This is a genomic window from Pseudanabaena sp. PCC 9330, from assembly GCF_055795045.1.
On record NZ_JAYFES010000117.1, the window covers coordinates 50,615 to 68,192 of the forward strand.

Here is a 17,578-nt window from a genome sequence, read left to right on the forward strand (position 1 = left end):
CATCTCAGCGTTCCTAAAACTGGGCAATTCCTCCAGTCGGATCTGCCCGGCACAACTGCGTTGACTTTTGTAAGATGACCCCAGCACCCCATCGCACTTCCATCGCACCGCAGGAGAACCACTTAGCCCATGGAACGATTTAACCTCAAGGGATTTCGGCGCTTTTGGGCGATCGCCCGCTCCTACTGGCTAGGCGACGAAAAGTGGAAAGCTGGGGGGCTGCTGCTACTGATTGCGGTGTTTTTGCTGGGCTACACCGGCCTCAGTGTGGTGCTCAACAACAAGCGCGGCGTGCTGATCTCGGCCCTGTCGGCCCAAGACGAAGCTCGGTTTTGGGAGACGGTGCTGGTGTTCATTGGGGTGCTGGTGGCCTACGCGCCGCTGATGGCCGGGTACGACTACCTGCAAAAGCGCCTGGGGTTAGAGTGGCGCCGCTGGCTGACGGGGCGGTTTGTGGGCGATTATTTTGGCGATCGCGCCTTCTACGACATTCAGCAGTTCCAGCCCGACATCGACAACCCTGACCAGCGCATCGCCGAAGACGTCAAAAACTTCACCCAGCAGTCGTTGGCCCTATGTTTGGTGGTGGTCAGTTCGGTGCTTCAGGTGATCGCCTTTAGCGGCGTGCTGTGGGGTATTTCTAAGTCGCTGGTGGGGTTTCTGGTGCTCTATGCCCTGCTGGGAACAGTAGTCACAGTGGGGATCTTTGGCCAGCCCCTGGTGCGGCTGAACTTTGAGCAGCTTAAGCGCGAGGCCAACTTTCGCTTTAGTCTGGTGCGCATTCGCGAAAACGCCGAAGCGATCGCATTCTATCGGGGCGAGGCCCAGGAAACCGAGCAGGTCAACCACCGCTTTATGGCCGCCTTTGACAACTTCAAAAAGCTGATTGTGTGGGAACTCGGGCTCAACGCCCTGACCAACGCCTACGAGTTTATTCCCTTTGTGCTGCCTGCGATCGTCGTTGCTCCCGCCGTCTTTGCAGGCGATCTTGAGGTAGGCAAAGTGTCGGAGGCCCAGGGGGCGTTTATGCGGGTGTTCTTTTCGCTCAATGTGGTGGTGGCGCGGTTCTCAGAGCTAACCTCCTTTGGGGCGGGCATCGATCGCCTCTACAGTTTTGCCGAAGCCCTCAACCATGGGGAGATCCGCAGAGAGTCTGAGCCAGAACAGTCAGAGAAGTCAGATCCTGATGCATCCCCAGACGGCTCAACCGCCTTAGATCGCCCCACCATCGCCATCGAAACGGCTGAGTCCCTAGCGCTAAAAGATTTCACTCTGCAAACCCCCAACTACCAGCGCACCCTGGTCGAAAACCTCTCTGTCAATATTCCCGACAAAACCGGACTGCTGATCGTGGGGCCGAGCGGCTGTGGCAAAAGCTCTCTCCTGCGGGCGATCGCCGGTCTCTGGCAGTCCGGCAGCGGCACTATTCATCGCCCCGCCCTCGACGACATTTTGTTTTTGCCCCAAAAGCCCTACATGATTCTTGGCACCCTGCGGGATCAGCTACTGTACCCCCACACTGGCCAAGACATCGCCGACACCACTCTGCAAGAAACCCTGGAAAAAGTAAACCTGCCTGATCTAGGCGATCGCTTTGGCGGCTTTGATGCCGTAGAAGAATGGGGCGACGTGCTCTCGCTGGGTGAACAGCAGCGGCTGACCTTTGCCCGTATTCTTCTACAACGGCCTGCCTTTGCCATCCTCGACGAAGCCACCAGCGCCCTAGATCTGGCCAACGAAGCCAAACTCTACGACCATTTGCGCCACACCGGCACTACCTTCGTCAGCGTCGGCCACCGCGAATCGCTCCATGAGTATCACCAAAACCGCCTCGAACTGGGCGAAGATCACACCTGGAGTCTAAAAGCTCCCGACCCAGCCACGGCAGAGAAAACCCTTGAAATTCCCAAAATTGCATGACATTCAGCCACCGATTTCGTGGTCATTGCTACCGATCGCCCCGAAGCTAGTGCATACCCTTAACCAGAGTTAAAAGATAGGGAGTGAAGCGCTATCTGTACGTCAGGAGATTGCTAGACCAGCCGACAACAGCTTTACTCCAGGGGCTGTCAATGCTCGAGAGAGGGTGCTGCCTACCGTTGAGAACGCTGTTTTTCAGCAGTCGCCTCAGGTCGCCGACTAGAGCTGGGCAGTTCTTAAGTTTTCACAATCTATAGAATCCTTGCCCAGCCTACGTCCTTGGGCCGATGGCGAGAGATAGCTTGGTGAATGAGAGGGAATGGAGGGCATATTCGAATAAGGTGGCTAAGATGGATGAATTGCAAACCAAAATTTAAGCATCCTATTTAGTTTCTTAAGAATGAATTAATTTTTTGGGCTACAATTTTTATGGGTAACGAGGAGTGTCGTTATGTTTGTCAGACTTGCCGAGCAGCATCGCCAATTTGTTAAAGACCTGGTCATGAACCTGCAGGCCCTAGCTACGGTGCTTGAAGGCATGGGCTACCTGGCGTCTTGCTACACCTGCGGAGGGCAAATGAACAGTGCCTCCTTTATGGTGAGCCTGGGAGATGACCATTTGATTCGCTTCTTAGTGTCTGACTACGGCATCACCTGGACGGAAATGCGCGACGATCGCGAACTCATGAAGCTAGAAGGGGCCGAAGCCATCCACCAGCTCCAGGAGTTAGCCACGTTGGTGAAGTTTCGCATTCAGCCTAGCGACTCTACCAAGGCAGTGCCCACCCAGGTTTAGAGTCCCTGATTCATTTTGGCGTTGAGTTCTACGTACATTTCCCCGGTTGGGGAGCTGCACCGATGGCCACCAGCGGTGTTTTTTGCTTTAGAGCCTCAGCTTGACCTAGAAAGAAAATACGAGCTTGAGTCTAGAGAGGGTTGCCGCTGTAGGGTAGGCATTGCCTACCCTTTGGAGTAGCTATTTTCTAGAAATCGCCTCAAGCACCAGGGTGGTGTGGCCAGATCCCAGAGTTCTATAGCCCATTGGCCACGGACTATAGATACTAAGGGCAGACCTCTGATCTCTACAGCAAACCTGCGGTGGTTTAGGCTGGTACCACGGTACGCTCTACCCCCGCCAGGCCAAAGGCGTTGTGCACGGCGCGCAGGGCGGTTACCCCTTCATCTTCGGCCACCAGACAGCTAATTTTAATCTCTGAAGTGGCAATCATTTGTAGATTGATGCCCTGCTCTGAGAGCGCCTTAAACATGCGTGCCGCTACGCCGGGGGCGTAGATCATGCCGGTGCCGACTACGCTCACCTTAGCGATCGCCTCATCTACCGCCACACCGCCAAAGCCTAGCTCTGCTGCCGCTGCCTCAACCACCGTCTGCGCCGTCTGGGCATCGCCCTGGGCCACGGTAAAGGCAATGTCGCGGGTGGCCTGGCCCTGCACCAGCCGACAGCGCTGGGACTGAATGATCATGTCTACGCTGACGCCGTGGGTAGCCAGCAGCTGAAAGATGTGGGCCGCCATGCCGGGGCGATCGGGCACATGACGAATGGCTACCCGCGCCTGTTTGGTATCTAGGGCCGCGCCGCGCACCTCAGGGGCCTTAGCACTAGGGGTGGGCTCGCCCTGGGGCATGGGCGAGGAGGTGACATCAAAGGCCTCACAGAGTACCGCAATGGCGCGATCGCAGTCTTCCACGGCAATGGTGCAGCTCACCTTGACCTCAGAGGTAGAGATCAGCTGGAGGTTAATACCCGCCGCCGCCAGGGATGAAAACATCTTGGCGGCTACCCCCGGTCGGCCAATCATGCCTGCCCCAGCGATGCTGATCTTGGCCATCTGCTGGTCGACCATCACCTCTGCTTGGGTGGTGTCGGTGGGGTCGCTGCGTAGGGCAGGGGCGATCGCCACCGACACCGCCTCGGCCCGAGCCAAGTTGCCCTTTACCATGGTGAAGGCGATGTCGTTGGTGTTGCCCTCATGGATCGACTGAATAATCAAATCTACGTTCAGCGCCTGGGTCGCCAGCTCGCCAAACAGCCGGGCGGCAATGCCGGGGCGATCGGGAATGCGCAGCAGGGCCACCTTGGCCTGGTCGGTGTCAAACTCCACCGCGTCTACGGGCTGGGCTAGTTCTAAGCCCTCTAGGGGGCGGGGCTGGGGTCGAGGCGAGACCACTCTAGTGCCGGGCTCATCGGTCCAGCTCGATCGCACCACCAGCATCACCCCGTAGTTGCGGGCAATTTCTACCGCTCGGGGGTGCAGCACCTTGGCACCTAGGCTGGCCAGCTCCAGCATTTCATCGCTGGTAATTTCCTCCATGAGCTGGGCTTCGGGCACCAGGCGCGGGTCGGTGGTGAGAATGCCCGGCACATCGGTGTAGATTTCACATTTTTCTGCCGTCAGCGCCGCCGCTAGGGCTACCGCCGAGGTGTCAGACCCGCCCCGGCCCAGGGTAGTGATTTCTAAATCAGAGGTCTCACTAATGCCCTGAAACCCCGCCACCACAATCACCTTGCCTTCCTTGAGGTGGCGCTGGAGGCGATCGGTTTTGATTTTGAGAATGCGGGCACGGGTGTGCTCTGCCTCGGTGACAATGCCCACCTGGGCACCGGTCAGCGAGATAGCCTCTTGACCTAGCGCATGGAGAGCCATGGTCAGTAGGGCGATCGTAACCTGCTCTCCGGTCGACAGCAGCATATCCATCTCGCGACGGCTGGGCTGATCGGTAATGTCGGCAGCCAGCTTTACCAGACCGTCGGTGGTCTTGCCCATGGCCGACACCACCACCACCACATCGTGGCCAGCCTGCACCGTCGCCTTTACCCGCTGAGCCACCGCTTGAATGCGCTCTACGGTGCCAACGGAGGTGCCCCCATATTTCTGTACGATCAGCGCCATGGTTCTGCTATCTACCTCTTCACGACTCCCCGGCCAGCCCGTCTTGATCCCTAGATCTCGTCATCAATCCCCAGAAGTATTTATCTCAATCAGCGATCGCGATTGCCGGGGCTCAGTGTTGCCAGTGCGGGCCGCTCAGGCCCATTCCTAGGGGAGATATTACCTGAAGCGATCGGGTTCAGCGCTCCCAGGCAACAACAAAAATCCCAAAGTTCTAGCTTCCCCGCTCTGCCTTGGCGGTCAAAATTGATCTTGGCAAGTCGAAGCGAGCTCAAAAGCCAGATCTTTCATTTTATCAGCCTATCTTCCCGCTTCATCAGCTCTTGGTTAACTTGCTTTAATCTTGACCCTTGTGCAGGGATATAACACAGCGCACAGAATTTAGCGGTATCCTGCTTTATAACAAAAAGTAACAAACTGCCAACCCGGTATAGACATGCAGACTGTTCCCCGTACCCTTGATTCCGACCCGATCGACCAGAGCCGCATCTCTGAAGCACCCAGTGCTGTGCTTGAGGTGCCGCCGGTCACCCCTGGTAAGCACCAGGTCGTCATCATTGGGGGCGGCTTTGGCGGTCTCTATGCGGCTCAGCAGCTGGGTCGCGCTGACGTGGAGGTAACGCTCATTGACAAGCGCAACTTTCACCTGTTTCAGCCGCTGCTTTATCAGGTGGCGATGGGTGGCCTCTCGCCGGGAGATATTGCCTCGCCGCTACGGGGCATTCTCAGCGCTCAAAAAAATACTCGGGTGCTAATGGGCGAAGTCACTGATGTTGATGCCGTTGGGCAGCGAGTTACCCTCAAGGATGGGCGCACAGTTCCCTACGACAACTTGATCGTGGCCACGGGCATGAGCCACTTTTACTTTGGCCGCGACGACTGGGCTGAGACCGCCCCTGGGCTCAAGACCGTAGAAGACGCCCTAGAGATGCGGCGACGCATTTTTGCCGCCTTTGAAAAGGCCGAAAACACCAGCGACCCAGACCTTAAGAAAAGCCTGCTGACCTTTGTGATTGTTGGGGGTGGCCCTACCGGAGTAGAGCTAGCCGGTTCTCTGGCAGAGTTGGCCTACCACACCCTCCGCAACGACTTTCGCCACATTGACACCACCGCCACCCGCATTTTGCTGGTAGAAGGCATGGATCGGGTGTTGCCGCCCTTTCCGACCGAGCTATCGGCCCGAGCCCAAAAAGACCTTGAGAACATGGGGGTCGAGGTAATGACCAAATCCCTGGTGACTGACATTCAGGGGCACCAGATTACGCTCAAACAGGGTGATGAAGTGCTTTCGCTGAGTGCGGGTACGGTACTGTGGGCTGCCGGAGTGCGCGACCCCGGCATGGGTGGTCTACTGGCCGATCGCACCGGGGCCGATCGCGATCGCTCGGGTCGCGTGATCGTCAGCAGCGACCTCAGCCTGCCCACCTATCCCAATATTTTTGTGGTGGGTGATCTGGCCCACTTTGCCCACCAGAGCGATGACGTCGCCTCCCCAGATGGGAATCGCCCGCTGCCGGGGGTGGCCCCTGTGGCTATGCAGGAGGGCAAATATGTCGCCAAACTGATTCAAAAGCAGCTCAACGATGAAACGCTGCCACCCTTTGAATACAAGGATGGTGGCAGTCTAGCGGTGATCGGTCGCCATGCCGCCGTGGTCAACCTGCCCTGGGCCAAGCTCACCGGCTTTCCTGCCTGGTTTGTCTGGCTATTTGTACACATCTTTTACCTGATCGAGTTTGACAACAAACTCATGGTGATGACCCAGTGGGGCGCCAACTACCTCACCCGCAAACAGGGGTCTCGCCTGATTACCGAAAAGGTGATAGAAAAAGTCGAAGCCCCAGAATAGCCTTGGGAAGAATTTCCTACACCAGCCGGTCAATCCGGTACAGTAGCTTAAAGGCTCTCGTACCCCTCCATGACCACGACCAAACTCAAGCCCGATTGGGCTGGCGACGACCTGCTCTCGCGCCTTGTCAACCGCGCTATTCAAACCCCGGCCCTCTACGCGCTGATGAAGCGCCAGGCCCGCCAGGTGATGATCAAAACCGCCGAGAAAAATGACATTCCCTGGCGGCAGACCTGCGTGGCGCTGGATACGCCCGAGATGCGCCAGCGGATGGACGAGCTGACCAACCCAAGCCTAGTCTACCCCGACTACTACCAGGTGCCCTTTCACGCCTACAGCGAGGGCAACCTATGCTGGCAGGCGGCATTTGAGGCTGCCCCCGCTACCTACGCCATGGCCCTACGGGTCTGGCCCCAGGAGGATCTATCCTGGCAGGAGGCCCAGGCACGGCTACGGCAGAGCTTTTTGGACATCCTTGACCAGCACGGCCCCAATCAGGTCAGCGACATTCTCGACATCGGCTGCTCGGTCGGTATCTCGACGGTGGCTGTCCACCGCCACTACGCCCAAAAGAACTCTGTCTGTACCGTCGGTCTTGATCTATCGCCCTATATGCTGGCCGTCGCCCAGGCCCAAGATACCCAGCACGAGATTGCCCAGTGGGTACATGCCGCCGCCGAAGCGACCGGGTTCTCCGATGAGTCTTTCGATGTAGTCACTATGCAGTTTGTCGCCCACGAGCTGCCCCGCTCTGCCACCCAGGCCATCTTCAAAGAGATCTTGCGGGTACTGCGTCCTGGCGGTGCCCTAGCAATTGTAGACAACAACCCCCAGTCCCCAGTGATTCAAGCTCTGCCCCCGGTGCTGTTTACTCTCATGAAAAGTACGGAACCCTGGAGCGACGACTACTACACCTTTGACCTCGAAACGGCCCTGGTGCAAGCTGGGTTTGAGCCGCCTATGATGCGGCCTAGTGATCCACGGCATCGCACCCTCATTGCCCGCAAACCTCATATCTACGCAACGTAACTGGAGTATGAGTTGTGGTGCTGTGTCCTGAATCTGGTGGCACCTAGCCACTGTCTGGTGGATGGCCCAGGAGGCTACCTCTGTTTTTTAGCACTCAGCTCAAGCTGACGTGCCAAGCTGACGTTGGGCGATCGCCCCATTGCTGAGATTAAAAACGCCCAGGCGATCGCCGCCGCCTTGGGCAACAATCTGGGGAGGCAGTTCATTTAGGCTGATGCCCAGGGTGAGAGCAACATCGAGATCAGACCGGGTCGCCTGGTCGAGCTGGCCGACATGGGCCAGTACAGCAGCAAATAGGAAAACTAGCCCAGCACCCTCGCCCTGGGATCAGGTCTCTCTACGGCATACTATAGGGTCGTTGCTAGCCACTGACACCGCGCCTGAAGCCTATGCCAGACCATGTTCCTTGCCTAATTTCGCCACCGCTGCCAACGGTCTGGCCTCGCTTCGATCGCCCCCTACAGCTGGGAGTAATGGCCTCGGGCAACGGCAGCAACCTGGAGGCGATCGCCCAGGCCATTCATCAAGGCGACCTCCAGGCCCAAATCCAAGTGGTGATCTATAACAATCCTGGTGCCAAAGTGGCCGAGCGGGCCGAGCGGTTGGGTTTACCAGTGGTGTTGCTCAACCACCGCCAGTACCCCAGTCGCGAGGCGCTGGATGGCGACATCGTGCAAACCCTGCGCGCCCATGGGGCCGATTGGGTCATCATGGCCGGCTGGATGCGCTGTGTCACCGCCGTGCTGATCGACGCCTTTCCCCAGCGGGTGCTGAATATTCACCCCAGTCTGCTGCCCAGCTTTCCGGGTATTAAAGCCGTCGATCAAGCCCTGGCGGCGGGGGTGACTGTAGCGGGCTGCACCGTGCACCAGGTAGAGCTGGCGGTAGACAGTGGCCCAGTGATCATGCAGGCGGCGGTGCCCGTGCAAGCGGAGGATACTGCCGCTACCCTCCAGGCGCGCATTCAGCAGCAAGAGCATTGTATCTACCCAGCGGCGATCGCCCTAGCAGCCCTCAAGCTCAAAGCCTAGGGCCATTTCCACCACAAGCGGGCGTTGCCATGGCCCATGCCCAAAAGTACCCGCTCGGGTGACGGCACCCCCAGGGTACACATTCCACAATAGGCTCAACCCCAAGGGCAAAAGCGTGAGACCTCTGCAAGGCTGCGGCCCCTGGGTATTGATCCTTTTTTGTGAGATAACGCCCCATGGAAATTACAACCTTTGAACTGCTGGTCAAGCGCATTGCCCCTCCCCCTGCCAACGCCACCCTGGCCCGCCGGGTGATCCAGGGCTATTTTTTGACCCTCTCCAACCTGGAAGATCGCGACTTGACCTATCAGCTTGAGTTCCACGTCAGCCGCCCCAGCCCAGCCAACGCCAACCGCAGTTTGGCCGGCAATGCCGTAGTGGCCTTTGACACCGCCGGGGCCAACAGCTTTCTAGCGCTAAACGCGGTCACCCCCAGCCCGGCGACGCCCGTGTTTACCACCCGGTTTCGGCTACCGGCTAAGCAAACTGCCTCTCTGCAACTGCTGCCCGACCTGACCAAGCCTGGTTTGATCACCGATGTCAACCCCGATATCGAGATCCGTGGTTTTGTCCGTTTGACTCTGCCCGCTTTGCGCCAGGGACTGCGCCTGAGACCCCAAAGCACTACTCCAGTGAAAGTGCTCCTTAATCCTGAGACTCGTGGCACCTTCCTGCCCAACACTTTCCCCACCAGCGGGGGCGACTTTGACCAGATCAACTACCCCCTCCAGCTGGCCAGCGGCAAAGGGCTAAATGAAATCAACCCAGAACCCGGTTCTTTCTTCATCGACCCGATCTTTGTGGATAACTTTCCCATCGATCGCCCTGTGCTGCCCGATGTGTTCACCCCCCCAGCGCTTGATCTGTCGCTGCTCAGCCCTGCTGCCCGCGCTGAGGTGCTGGCCGAGACCCTGGCTCAGGTCGACCCTAGCGCTGAGAATCTCAGCACCGTGAGCAACCTGCTCTCTCGGCTTGAAATTCCCATTCGCATGGAGCCAGTCAACCAATAACGTGCGGCGCTGAGGATGCCCGAAGTGAAGCTGGCCGATTGCCAGATCTCGCTTAACCGGTGCATTCCCCAGCAATGTGCTCCATAACAGCCAAACTTGCTCAACAACAGCCGCAGGTGAGCTGTCTTACCTGCGGCTGTTTGATGTCGTCTCTATGGAGGTTTTGATCTGATGACAGCCCTAAATTTTCAGCCGGTTTCCTTTAGTTGGGTAGCCCTGCACCCCCAGCCCAAGGGGGTGATTCAATTCATTGGCGGAGCGTTCTTTGGCTCTTTTCCGACGGTGAGCTATCGCTATCTGCTGCACCGGCTATACGACGCCGGGTATACCGTAGTGGCGATTCCCTTTCGGTTTAGCTTTCGTCACTGGAGCATTGCCCTGGGTCTACTAGAAGAGCAGCGTCGACTCCAGGCCTACCTGCCAAAATTGGCCGCCCGAGCTGGCTATGCCAGCGAAATCTATGCCCAGGGCGATCGCTACGCCTGGCTCGGCCACAGCCTGGGCTGTAAATACATTGCTCTGCTAGAGCTGCTGTGCGGCATTGAACTCAACCCAGATGATCCCACCCTAGATGAGGTGATCGGGGTAGAAAACGCGAACTGGCTGCGCCGCCGCCTGACCAATGCCCCCACTATTTGGAACCAGCCCTCTCAGCTTCTGGCACCCGATATCAGCGACACCACCAGTGCGGTGCCGGTGAAAGCCCTGGCCCGCCTGCTCGATAGCCTGGGGCTGGGAGTACAGCCAACGCGATCGCAGACCCTAGCGCTGATCGATCGCAGCAATCTATTTAACCTCACCGCTATGATCTCCTTCGAGCGAGATACCGTAGCGGGCAGTATCCAAGATCCCTGCCCCAACGCCAGCGATGTGCTCTGGCTCTACCAGCACCTGCGTCCCAAGGGGCTGGTGCACCATGAACTAGCTGGTCGACACCTCGAGCCCATGGGCATTGTGGTGCGCCCTCGCCTAAGGGCGATTGCCCCATGGCTCTCGGCATCTAGGGGTCGGTGCGCAGTTCCTGAGGCTGAAGAAAGGCAATCATTTCATCTACCCCGCGCTGAATACGGCGGGTGACGGTCATGGGGCTGACGCCAATTTTTTCGGCCACTTCCTTGCGGGACAGACCTTTGAAGAAGACAAACTCAATAGCGGTGCGGGTTTTGGTTTCCAGCCGGTTTAGCGCCCGCTGAATCTGCTGGCGGTCTTCTTCTAGAGCCTGCATCAGCAGATAGTGGTTGTCGGGCAGGGTTTCACCCAGGGTGATGTTGGAGTCGACCTGCTGGCACACGGTGGCGTCGAGGCTGAGGGGCATGCGGTTTTTGTGGGCCATCTTCACTTCGCGCCACTCTTTCACGGGCACGCCTAGGGCTTCGGCCATTTCGCAGTCGCTGGGGGTGCGGCCCAGGCTACGCATTAGCTCCATCTGAAGTTTTTGGGATTCTTTTTGTAGATCTTGCCAGCGACGGGGAATCTTAACAGTAGTACCGCGATCGCGCAGATAGTGCAGCATCTCACCGCGAATGTAGGGCACCGCAAAGGAGCTAAAGGCACAGCCCTGGCCGGGGTTGAATCGCTCAATGGCTCGAATCAGACCGATGTAGCCGATTTGCTCCAGATCTTCGTAGGGCTCAGAACACTGGTAGCTAACGCGGTGGGCAATCTTGCGTACGAGCCCAGCGTTGAGCTGCACCAGGCGGTTGCGCAACTTAACGGAGGGAGACTGCTTGTACTCCATCAGGAGTTCCATGCCACGGGAGCGAATGGTCGAGGTTTCGGTAGCCATATCTGCGTGTGTCCTTACGAGAGCGGGACGAGAGCGGAGTCGCTTGAACTGTCCTTATTCTCGGGAGAAGCCCCGGCATTCACCATCGTTGATCTACGGTAGTCTAGGCCGGGTAGGGGGGCCGCCTCAGTGGTTCTACGGGGTTAGTCCTGGAGCCTGCTCCTGACAGAGGAGTGCAGGGAGAGGCGATCGCCAAGGTGTGCCCTTTCACCCTTGGCCCCAAACCGGCTAGCTTGGCAGGGTTACAGCCATTGCTAGGCCACCCAAACCGGCTAAGCTAAGAGCTGGGTGCACCCGTTGCATCTCTTAACAGATTCTGGCAAGGTCAATGGCTCTCAAGGCAGTACTACTCGACTTTAACGGCGTTGTGATCAACGACGAGGCCATCCACGGGCGGCTGATCGAAGAGCTGCTGTTGGCCGAAAACCTGCGCCCCAACCCCCAAGATCTGACCGATTGCTGCCTCGGGCGCTCAGATGCCGCCTGCCTAGGTGACTTGCTGAGCCGCCAGGGCCGAGTGGTGTCTGCCAGCTACATTGAAAAGCTCCTCGATCGCAAAGCGATGCGATACCAAGAACTCGTGGCAGGGTTAGGACAATTGCCGCTGTACCCTGGCCTAGACGACCTGGTCTACCAGATTCGAGCGGCTCAGCTCAAGCTGGCTATTGTCTCCGGAGCGCGCCGGAGCGAGATTGAGGCGGTGCTAGCGGCGGTGCCCTGGGGTGAGCATGTCAGCCTGATTGTGTCCTCAGACGACTTGGCGATCGGCGTGAGCAAACCCGCTCCCGACGGCTATTTGCTGGCCATCGAGCACCTCAACCACCAATTTGCCGATCTGGCGCTGGCCCCGGCTGAATGCTTAGCCATCGAAGATTCTTTTGCGGGTATTGAGGCGGCCAAACGGGCTGGGGTGCCGGTGCTGGGAGTGGCCCACGCCTACCCTTACCAAATGATTCACCGCCGAGCTACTTGGGCGGTAGATTATCTCTATGAGATCCATTTAGACTGGCTCAAACCCTACTACGGCGACCCGCTCCAGCCAGCGGTGGTGTCGATGGAAGCGTACTAATGCCAATCGTCCATGCCGCTGGCGCGGCACCCCCTACGATAAAAATCTATTTTTAGAGCCAATCCGGATCGCATAACCCCGATTCCAAACCGGCCAAACCGTAGGGGCAAACGGTGTTTGCCCAGCCCAATCAGGGGTAGCTAAGGCGAATTTAGCATAATGACAATTCTGCCTAAGAAAATGTTCAAGAATTTTGGTTCTTCTCGAGGGCGCAGGCCCTGCGCCCCTACATGAGGGTATTTTCTTTTCCAGAGATCGACTGGGCTTAAAGTGCCGCCAGTTTATCGAGGTAGGGCTTGGCCAGATAGAAGCTAGCGATGGTTTTGGCGTCGATGGCTTCTCCCGCCAAAATTGACTTTTCGAGCTGGGCTGGGGTGAGCATGACTACTTCTATGTCTTCGTCAGCATCGGCATCGGGGGGGTAGGCGATCGCATTTAGATCGGTAGCCAAAAACGCGTAGATAATCTCGTCAGAGTAGCCAGGGGCAAGGGGAAACGTGCCAATGGGTAGCCAAGTCTCTGCGGTATAGCCGATTTCTTCTTGAATTTCGCGGCCAATGGTGGCGGCGGGGCTCTCATTGGCCTCAACGGTACCCGCCGGAAACTCCAGCAGCCGGCCCATCACCGCAAAGCGATACTGACGCACCATCACCAGCTGGCCATCGGCGGTCACCGGCACCGCCAGAGCCCCTCCGGGGTGGCGAATGCATTCCCAGTCGCCCTCGGCCCGGTTGGGCAGGCGCAGGCGATTGACCTCAAAATTAAACTTGCGACCCTCGTAAAAAAGACGTTGCTTTAGCAGTTGCGGCGGCTCTTGACCAAGGGGCATGGATGAGAACTCAGTAAAAATTCCTGATGGTCAACTATTGTAACCGGCTTGCGCCTGTGGGCTAGTGCTGAGTTTTAGTAGGTGACTCCTGGGGCTGGAGAAATTTTCCCAGCAGGGTCACCCCGGCAGGGTCTACGGCGGTACAGAGATCTTGCACCGATCGCCCGGTGACTGGGTCAAGCCAATCTGGGGCAATTTCGGCTAGGGGAATGAGCACAAAGGCTCGTTCCCGCAGGCGTGGATGGGGGATCTCTAGATCGGGTTCAGTGTGAACGAGGTGACCGTAAAAGATCAAGTCAAGATCGAGGGTGCGAGGCCCCCAGCGCTCGCGCCGCACTCGCCCAAACCGCTGCTCAACAGCCAACAGGTAATGCAGTAAAGCGCTGGCGGTCAGGGTGGTGGTAACCAGGGCGCAGGCATTGAGAATGTCGGGCTGAGGTGGGCCGATGGCAATGGTCTGGTACAGGCTAGACTGGGCCACCAGGGTCAAATCTGGGGGATGGTGCAGGGTCGTCAGCGCTTGGTGCAAAAGGCTGCGTGAGTCGCCTAGATTGCTGCCCAGGGCGATCGCACAAAGTACATCAGCATAAGCAGGATCAGCCGCCACAGACTAACCCAAGTTAAGCCGCAGCCGGGCCGTGAGTTGATCGGCCGGGAGTACCCCTTCAATGCGATCTACAGGCTGACCACTCTTAAATAAGACTAGGGTGGGCAGGGCCGCAATGCGGTGCTGAGAAGCAATTTGGGGATATTTATCGGTGTCAATCTTAACGATTTTTAGCTGTCCTTTGAGCTGATGACTGACCTCGGTCAAAATGCCCGCCATCATCTGACAAGGGCCACACCAGGTAGCATAAAAGTCAACTAAAACGGGGGTGTCTGCCCCTGCCAGTAGGGCGTCAAAACTCTGAAACTGCTGTTTGGTTGCCATGGTTAATCTCCGCTGACAAGCATTGGTTGTCTGGGTCACAACATTGCCTATTTGTCTAGCATAGGCTAATGACGATGGCCATGGCGCTCAGAGCCTATACCCCTAGTTAGAACTAGAGCAACGTTAGAGCCTTTTGCACCCTTTCTCTGCCCCAGCCCTAGAGCCAGCCATGAAGATTGAAAGACCCAACTCAGCAGACCTCAGCCCTGAGGAGGTTGCCCACCTAGATCAACTCCGGCAGTTGATCCAGCGTGCCCTAGCAGACGGCAAACTATCGAAGGCTGAGATGCAAAGTATTCAGACCTTGATGCGGGCTGATCACCGGGTGACCGTAGCCGAGCTGACTACCGTGCGCGAGACCATGCGTCAGGTATTAGGCGATGCCGCCCTAGAGTATGACTGGCAGTAGCAATCGCCTACACAGCCATCTGGCGCAAAAAGGTATCGAGGGCAGCGGCGACCTTCTCGGCCCAGTCTTCTTGAGCGTAGTGGCCCACTTCGTCTAGGGTTTTTAGCTCCCCCTGGGGTAGAGCCTGCACAGCAGCGGTTGCCAAACTCACCGGCAGCCAAGGATCGCTGGTTCCCCAGAGCACCAGGGTGGGGTGATCCCACTGGGGTAGCCCGGCGGCGATCGCCTGGCTGACCTCATCGATGGCCAGCCGCCGCACGGTGGTCATTAGGGCTCGGCCCACGTCAGAACTCTTCAAAAATGGCCGTCGGTAGACATCTAGATCAGCATCGTCAATCTGGTAGGGGCCGCCGCCCTCTAGGGTGCGGTCAACCAGCAGCGGGTCTTGGGTGATCATGTCTCCGGCCAGCGGTAGGCCCATTTGGCGAATTTTCCAGGGCAGCTTTGCGCCTGGGCCGATGGGGGCATTGATGATGACCAGGCGATCGACGCGATCGGGATGGGCCAGGGCATACTGAATGCCCACCGATCCCAAGAAGCCCTGGGCAACCAGATGGACCCGAGGTAGAGCTAGAGCGTCTAAAAAGCTGCCGAAAGCGGCCATCAGCGCCTCGGGGGTATAGGCAAAGTCGCGGCGATCGGGCTTGTCGGAGAAGCCGTGGCCTAGCCAGTCAGGGGCAATGGTGCGAAAGCCCTGCTGGGCCAGGACAGGCATAACCTGTCGCCAGCTATAGCTCTGGGAGACCAGGCCGTGCAGCAACACCACCGGCAGCCGATCGCTGTCACCCACGGGCTGCAGCTCGCGGTAGAACCACGTCAGCCCGTCTGCGGCTACGGTTTGCTCTGCGATCGCCCTGCTCTGATCCATAGACTTGCCTTTAGTGTGGTCTGTCGAGCTTACCGCTCTGCCGAAACCCAGGGCAAGCCGCCCCGAGCGACCGACGAGGCGGGCGGCTATCTCTACTGTCGGTCGGTCGCTGCCCCAGCCTTAACCTGGCTACAGTAAAGTTAAGAAATTAAAAGTGGGTGCATCCCACGGTAGTGCCCTCCCCCTATTTGGTCGCAATGAACTGGCAAGAGGTGTCTGGCAACTGGATTTTAGTGCCCCCCAATCCCAGGGCGATCGTACATTTTTTGGGCGGTGCCTTTGTCGCTACAGCTCCCAGCATTACCTACCAGTGGCTGCTAGAAAACCTAGCTCGCCAGGGCTATCTGGTGGTGGCGACACCGTTTATCAACACTTTTGACCACAGTGCGATCGCCGAAGAAGTGCTGATTACCTTTGATCAAGCTCTGCGCTATCTGCACAAGCGCGTGCTCACTAGCAGCCGCTATCTCCCGATCTACGGCCTGGGCCACAGCATGGGCTGCAAGGTGCACCTGCTGATCAACAGTCTGTGGCAGGTAGAGCGAGCGGGGAATATCTACATGAGCTTTAATAACTACCCGGCCCGGCGATCGATTCCGCTGTTAGAACAGGTGGTGCAGTTTAACCCGGCCTTCAACATTGAGTTCACCCCAGATCCAGAGACGACCCTAGCCCTAGTGCGCGATCGCTACCCAGTGCCGCGCAACCTGCTGATCAAATTTCGTAGCGATAATCTCGATCAAACCCGCCCCCTGTCTGAGGTACTGGTGCGCCGGTTTCCTGAGTTGACCACTGTGCAGATTCTCCAGGGGTCGCACACTACCCCCATCGCCCAGGAGATTGGCTGGCAACCGGGGGAGTCCTTTAGCCCCCTCGATGCCGTGGGGCAGTTTATGAAACAGGAATTTTATCGTGACTTGAATCAGCTGCGTCACCACCTGCTGGCCTGGCTTAATCTCCCTCAGACCATGGATCGAGGATAGTGTGAAACGGCTGTGTTGCATGACTCGTTTAAGGGTCACCCTTGCCCTGATAGGGACAGCGATCTAAGCGTCAACCGGAAAGCATTCAGTACACATCCGCATCACATCACCCCGATGCTCAACCGGCAAAATCGTAGAGGCAAATGGCGTTTGCCCAGAGGCATTGGGGGTAGTCTGATTGATTGGCTAGTCCTTTAGGCCACGGCCTGAGCAGCATACTGGGCCGATAGAGCGCTGAGCACCGCCTCAGTTGACCCCGTCCAGCCGATGATGCCGTCCTGGGCGCGCAGCATTTCTAGGGTGGACTGCTTAAACTCGGGGAAATAGCTCTCGGTGGCGTCTTCGACCAGCAGGCATTCATAGCCGCGATCGTTGGCCTCGCGCATGGTGGTCTGTACGCAGACTTCGGTGGTGACGCCGGTAATAATCAGGTGGGTAATGCCCTGGGCTTTGAGATGGGCCTCTAGCTCGGTGGCATAGAAAGCCCCCTTGCCGGGTTTAGGAATAATCACTTCCCCCGGCAACGGCGCGAGTTCAGGAATAATGCCATTGCCCGGTTCGCCCAAAATCAAAATTCGCCCCATGGGGCCGCGATCGCCAATTTTGAGTGAGCCCGTGCCGCGATCGCGCTTCGACGGCGGACAGTCAGACATATCTGGCTGGTGGCCCTCCACGGTCTGAAAGATCGGCAGACTGTAGCGGCGAAACGCCTCCTGCAACGCCTTGACGTTGGGGATGATTGCCCGCAGTAGGCTGACATCGTTGCCCAGGGCATCGCCAAAGCCGCCCGGCTCGATGAAATCGCGCTGCATGTCGATGATGATTAGCGCCAGGCCGGTGGGGGGTAGGGGGTAGGGGTAGGGGAGGGCGAGGATGGTCATGGTGGGTAGGAGATAAAAGAGGTAGGGTAGGTGTAGACGGCGTCTGCCCCAGGGTTCGATTCGGGAAAAAC

General features: G+C 57.9%; 19 protein-coding genes. 11 read left to right on the forward strand and 8 right to left on the reverse strand.

What is annotated here, in order from left to right:
• The first annotated feature begins 129 nt into the window (after positions 1-129).
• Together AC0QKW_RS22420 and AC0QKW_RS22425 are read left to right on the forward strand one after the other, a co-directional pair.
• Positions 130-1,920, forward strand: coding sequence for an ABC transporter ATP-binding protein/permease (locus AC0QKW_RS22420; RefSeq protein ID WP_473153330.1), 1,791 nt, complete (start codon positions 130-132; stop codon positions 1,918-1,920).
• A gap of 451 nt (positions 1,921-2,371) precedes the next feature.
• Positions 2,372-2,716, forward strand: coding sequence for a DUF1815 family protein (locus AC0QKW_RS22425; RefSeq protein ID WP_473153331.1), 345 nt, complete (start codon positions 2,372-2,374; stop codon positions 2,714-2,716).
• A 307-nt stretch (positions 2,717-3,023) separates the two neighbouring features.
• On the opposite strand, the gene AC0QKW_RS22430 is transcribed toward AC0QKW_RS22425, so the two are convergent.
• A complete protein-coding gene (locus AC0QKW_RS22430) occupies positions 3,024-4,832 on the reverse strand; it encodes an aspartate kinase (protein WP_473153332.1) in 1,809 nt (602 codons plus the stop codon).
• Positions 4,833-5,268: 436 nt separating this feature from the next.
• Here AC0QKW_RS22430 and AC0QKW_RS22435 point away from each other — a divergent pair, with 436 nt between their 5' ends.
• Entirely contained in the window at positions 5,269-6,681 is a 1,413-nt protein-coding gene (locus tag AC0QKW_RS22435; RefSeq protein WP_473153333.1) for an NAD(P)/FAD-dependent oxidoreductase, read from the forward strand.
• Between the two features lie 69 nt (positions 6,682-6,750).
• Positions 6,751-7,710, forward strand: coding sequence for a class I SAM-dependent methyltransferase (locus tag AC0QKW_RS22440; protein ID WP_473153334.1), 960 nt, complete (start codon positions 6,751-6,753; stop codon positions 7,708-7,710).
• A gap of 74 nt (positions 7,711-7,784) precedes the next feature.
• Here the strand turns inward: AC0QKW_RS22440 and AC0QKW_RS22445 are convergent, their stop codons facing one another.
• Complete coding sequence (locus tag AC0QKW_RS22445) at positions 7,785-7,916, reverse strand: hypothetical protein (protein WP_473153335.1); 132 nt, start codon at positions 7,914-7,916, stop codon at positions 7,785-7,787.
• Positions 7,917-8,099: 183 nt separating this feature from the next.
• Between AC0QKW_RS22445 and purN the strand changes: the two genes are divergently transcribed.
• The 3 genes from purN (at position 8,100) to AC0QKW_RS22460 (ending at position 10,828) form a co-directional block, all read left to right on the forward strand.
• Positions 8,100-8,741 carry a phosphoribosylglycinamide formyltransferase gene (gene purN / locus AC0QKW_RS22450; protein WP_473153336.1) on the forward strand — a complete coding sequence of 214 codons (642 nt, stop codon included), beginning with the start codon at positions 8,100-8,102 and terminating at the stop codon, positions 8,739-8,741.
• Between the two features lie 176 nt (positions 8,742-8,917).
• On the forward strand, positions 8,918-9,751 hold the full coding sequence (locus AC0QKW_RS22455) for a hypothetical protein (protein ID WP_473153337.1): 834 nt from the start codon (positions 8,918-8,920) through the stop codon (positions 9,749-9,751).
• A gap of 171 nt (positions 9,752-9,922) precedes the next feature.
• Positions 9,923-10,828, forward strand: a complete 906-nt coding sequence (locus AC0QKW_RS22460; protein ID WP_473153338.1) for a DUF1350 family protein — start codon at positions 9,923-9,925, stop codon at positions 10,826-10,828.
• Here AC0QKW_RS22460 and AC0QKW_RS22465 read toward each other — a convergent pair.
• Complete coding sequence (locus tag AC0QKW_RS22465) at positions 10,752-11,537, reverse strand: RNA polymerase sigma factor SigF (protein WP_473153339.1); 786 nt, start codon at positions 11,535-11,537, stop codon at positions 10,752-10,754. The two genes, AC0QKW_RS22460 and AC0QKW_RS22465, sit on opposite strands and share 77 nt — an antisense overlap.
• 328 nt (positions 11,538-11,865) lie before the next feature.
• Here AC0QKW_RS22465 and AC0QKW_RS22470 point away from each other — a divergent pair, with 328 nt between their 5' ends.
• Positions 11,866-12,606 (forward strand): HAD family hydrolase, encoded by a 741-nt coding sequence (locus AC0QKW_RS22470; RefSeq protein ID WP_473153340.1) that lies wholly within the window; start codon positions 11,866-11,868, stop codon positions 12,604-12,606.
• Positions 12,607-12,871: 265 nt separating this feature from the next.
• Here the strand turns inward: AC0QKW_RS22470 and AC0QKW_RS22475 are convergent, their stop codons facing one another.
• The 3 genes from AC0QKW_RS22475 to trxA form a co-directional block, all read right to left on the reverse strand.
• Positions 12,872-13,435, reverse strand: coding sequence for an NUDIX hydrolase (locus AC0QKW_RS22475; RefSeq protein WP_473153341.1), 564 nt, complete (start codon positions 13,433-13,435; stop codon positions 12,872-12,874).
• A 61-nt stretch (positions 13,436-13,496) separates the two neighbouring features.
• On the reverse strand, positions 13,497-14,042 hold the full coding sequence (gene folK, locus AC0QKW_RS22480) for a 2-amino-4-hydroxy-6-hydroxymethyldihydropteridine diphosphokinase (protein WP_473153342.1): 546 nt from the start codon (positions 14,040-14,042) through the stop codon (positions 13,497-13,499).
• Between the two features lie 3 nt (positions 14,043-14,045).
• Positions 14,046-14,366 carry a thioredoxin gene (gene trxA, locus AC0QKW_RS22485; RefSeq protein WP_473153343.1) on the reverse strand — a complete coding sequence of 107 codons (321 nt, stop codon included), beginning with the start codon at positions 14,364-14,366 and terminating at the stop codon, positions 14,046-14,048.
• A gap of 169 nt (positions 14,367-14,535) precedes the next feature.
• Between trxA and AC0QKW_RS22490 the strand changes: the two genes are divergently transcribed.
• Positions 14,536-14,775, forward strand: a complete 240-nt coding sequence (locus tag AC0QKW_RS22490; RefSeq protein ID WP_473153344.1) for a hypothetical protein — start codon at positions 14,536-14,538, stop codon at positions 14,773-14,775.
• Between the two features lie 7 nt (positions 14,776-14,782).
• Here AC0QKW_RS22490 and AC0QKW_RS22495 read toward each other — a convergent pair whose 3' ends face one another.
• On the reverse strand, positions 14,783-15,643 hold the full coding sequence (locus tag AC0QKW_RS22495) for an alpha/beta fold hydrolase (protein ID WP_473153345.1): 861 nt from the start codon (positions 15,641-15,643) through the stop codon (positions 14,783-14,785).
• A 15-nt stretch (positions 15,644-15,658) separates the two neighbouring features.
• On the opposite strand from AC0QKW_RS22495, the gene AC0QKW_RS22500 reads away from it, so the two are divergent.
• Positions 15,659-15,781: a hypothetical protein gene (locus AC0QKW_RS22500; protein WP_473153346.1), complete on the forward strand. Its 123-nt coding sequence runs from the start codon at positions 15,659-15,661 to the stop codon at positions 15,779-15,781.
• Positions 15,782-15,840: 59 nt separating this feature from the next.
• Positions 15,841-16,626 (forward strand): DUF1350 family protein, encoded by a 786-nt coding sequence (locus AC0QKW_RS22505; RefSeq protein WP_473153347.1) that lies wholly within the window; start codon positions 15,841-15,843, stop codon positions 16,624-16,626.
• 194 nt (positions 16,627-16,820) lie between these two features.
• Here AC0QKW_RS22505 and AC0QKW_RS22510 read toward each other — a convergent pair whose 3' ends face one another.
• Positions 16,821-17,507: a cysteine hydrolase family protein gene (locus tag AC0QKW_RS22510; protein ID WP_473153348.1), complete on the reverse strand. Its 687-nt coding sequence runs from the start codon at positions 17,505-17,507 to the stop codon at positions 16,821-16,823.
• Positions 17,508-17,578: the final 71 nt, after the last annotated feature.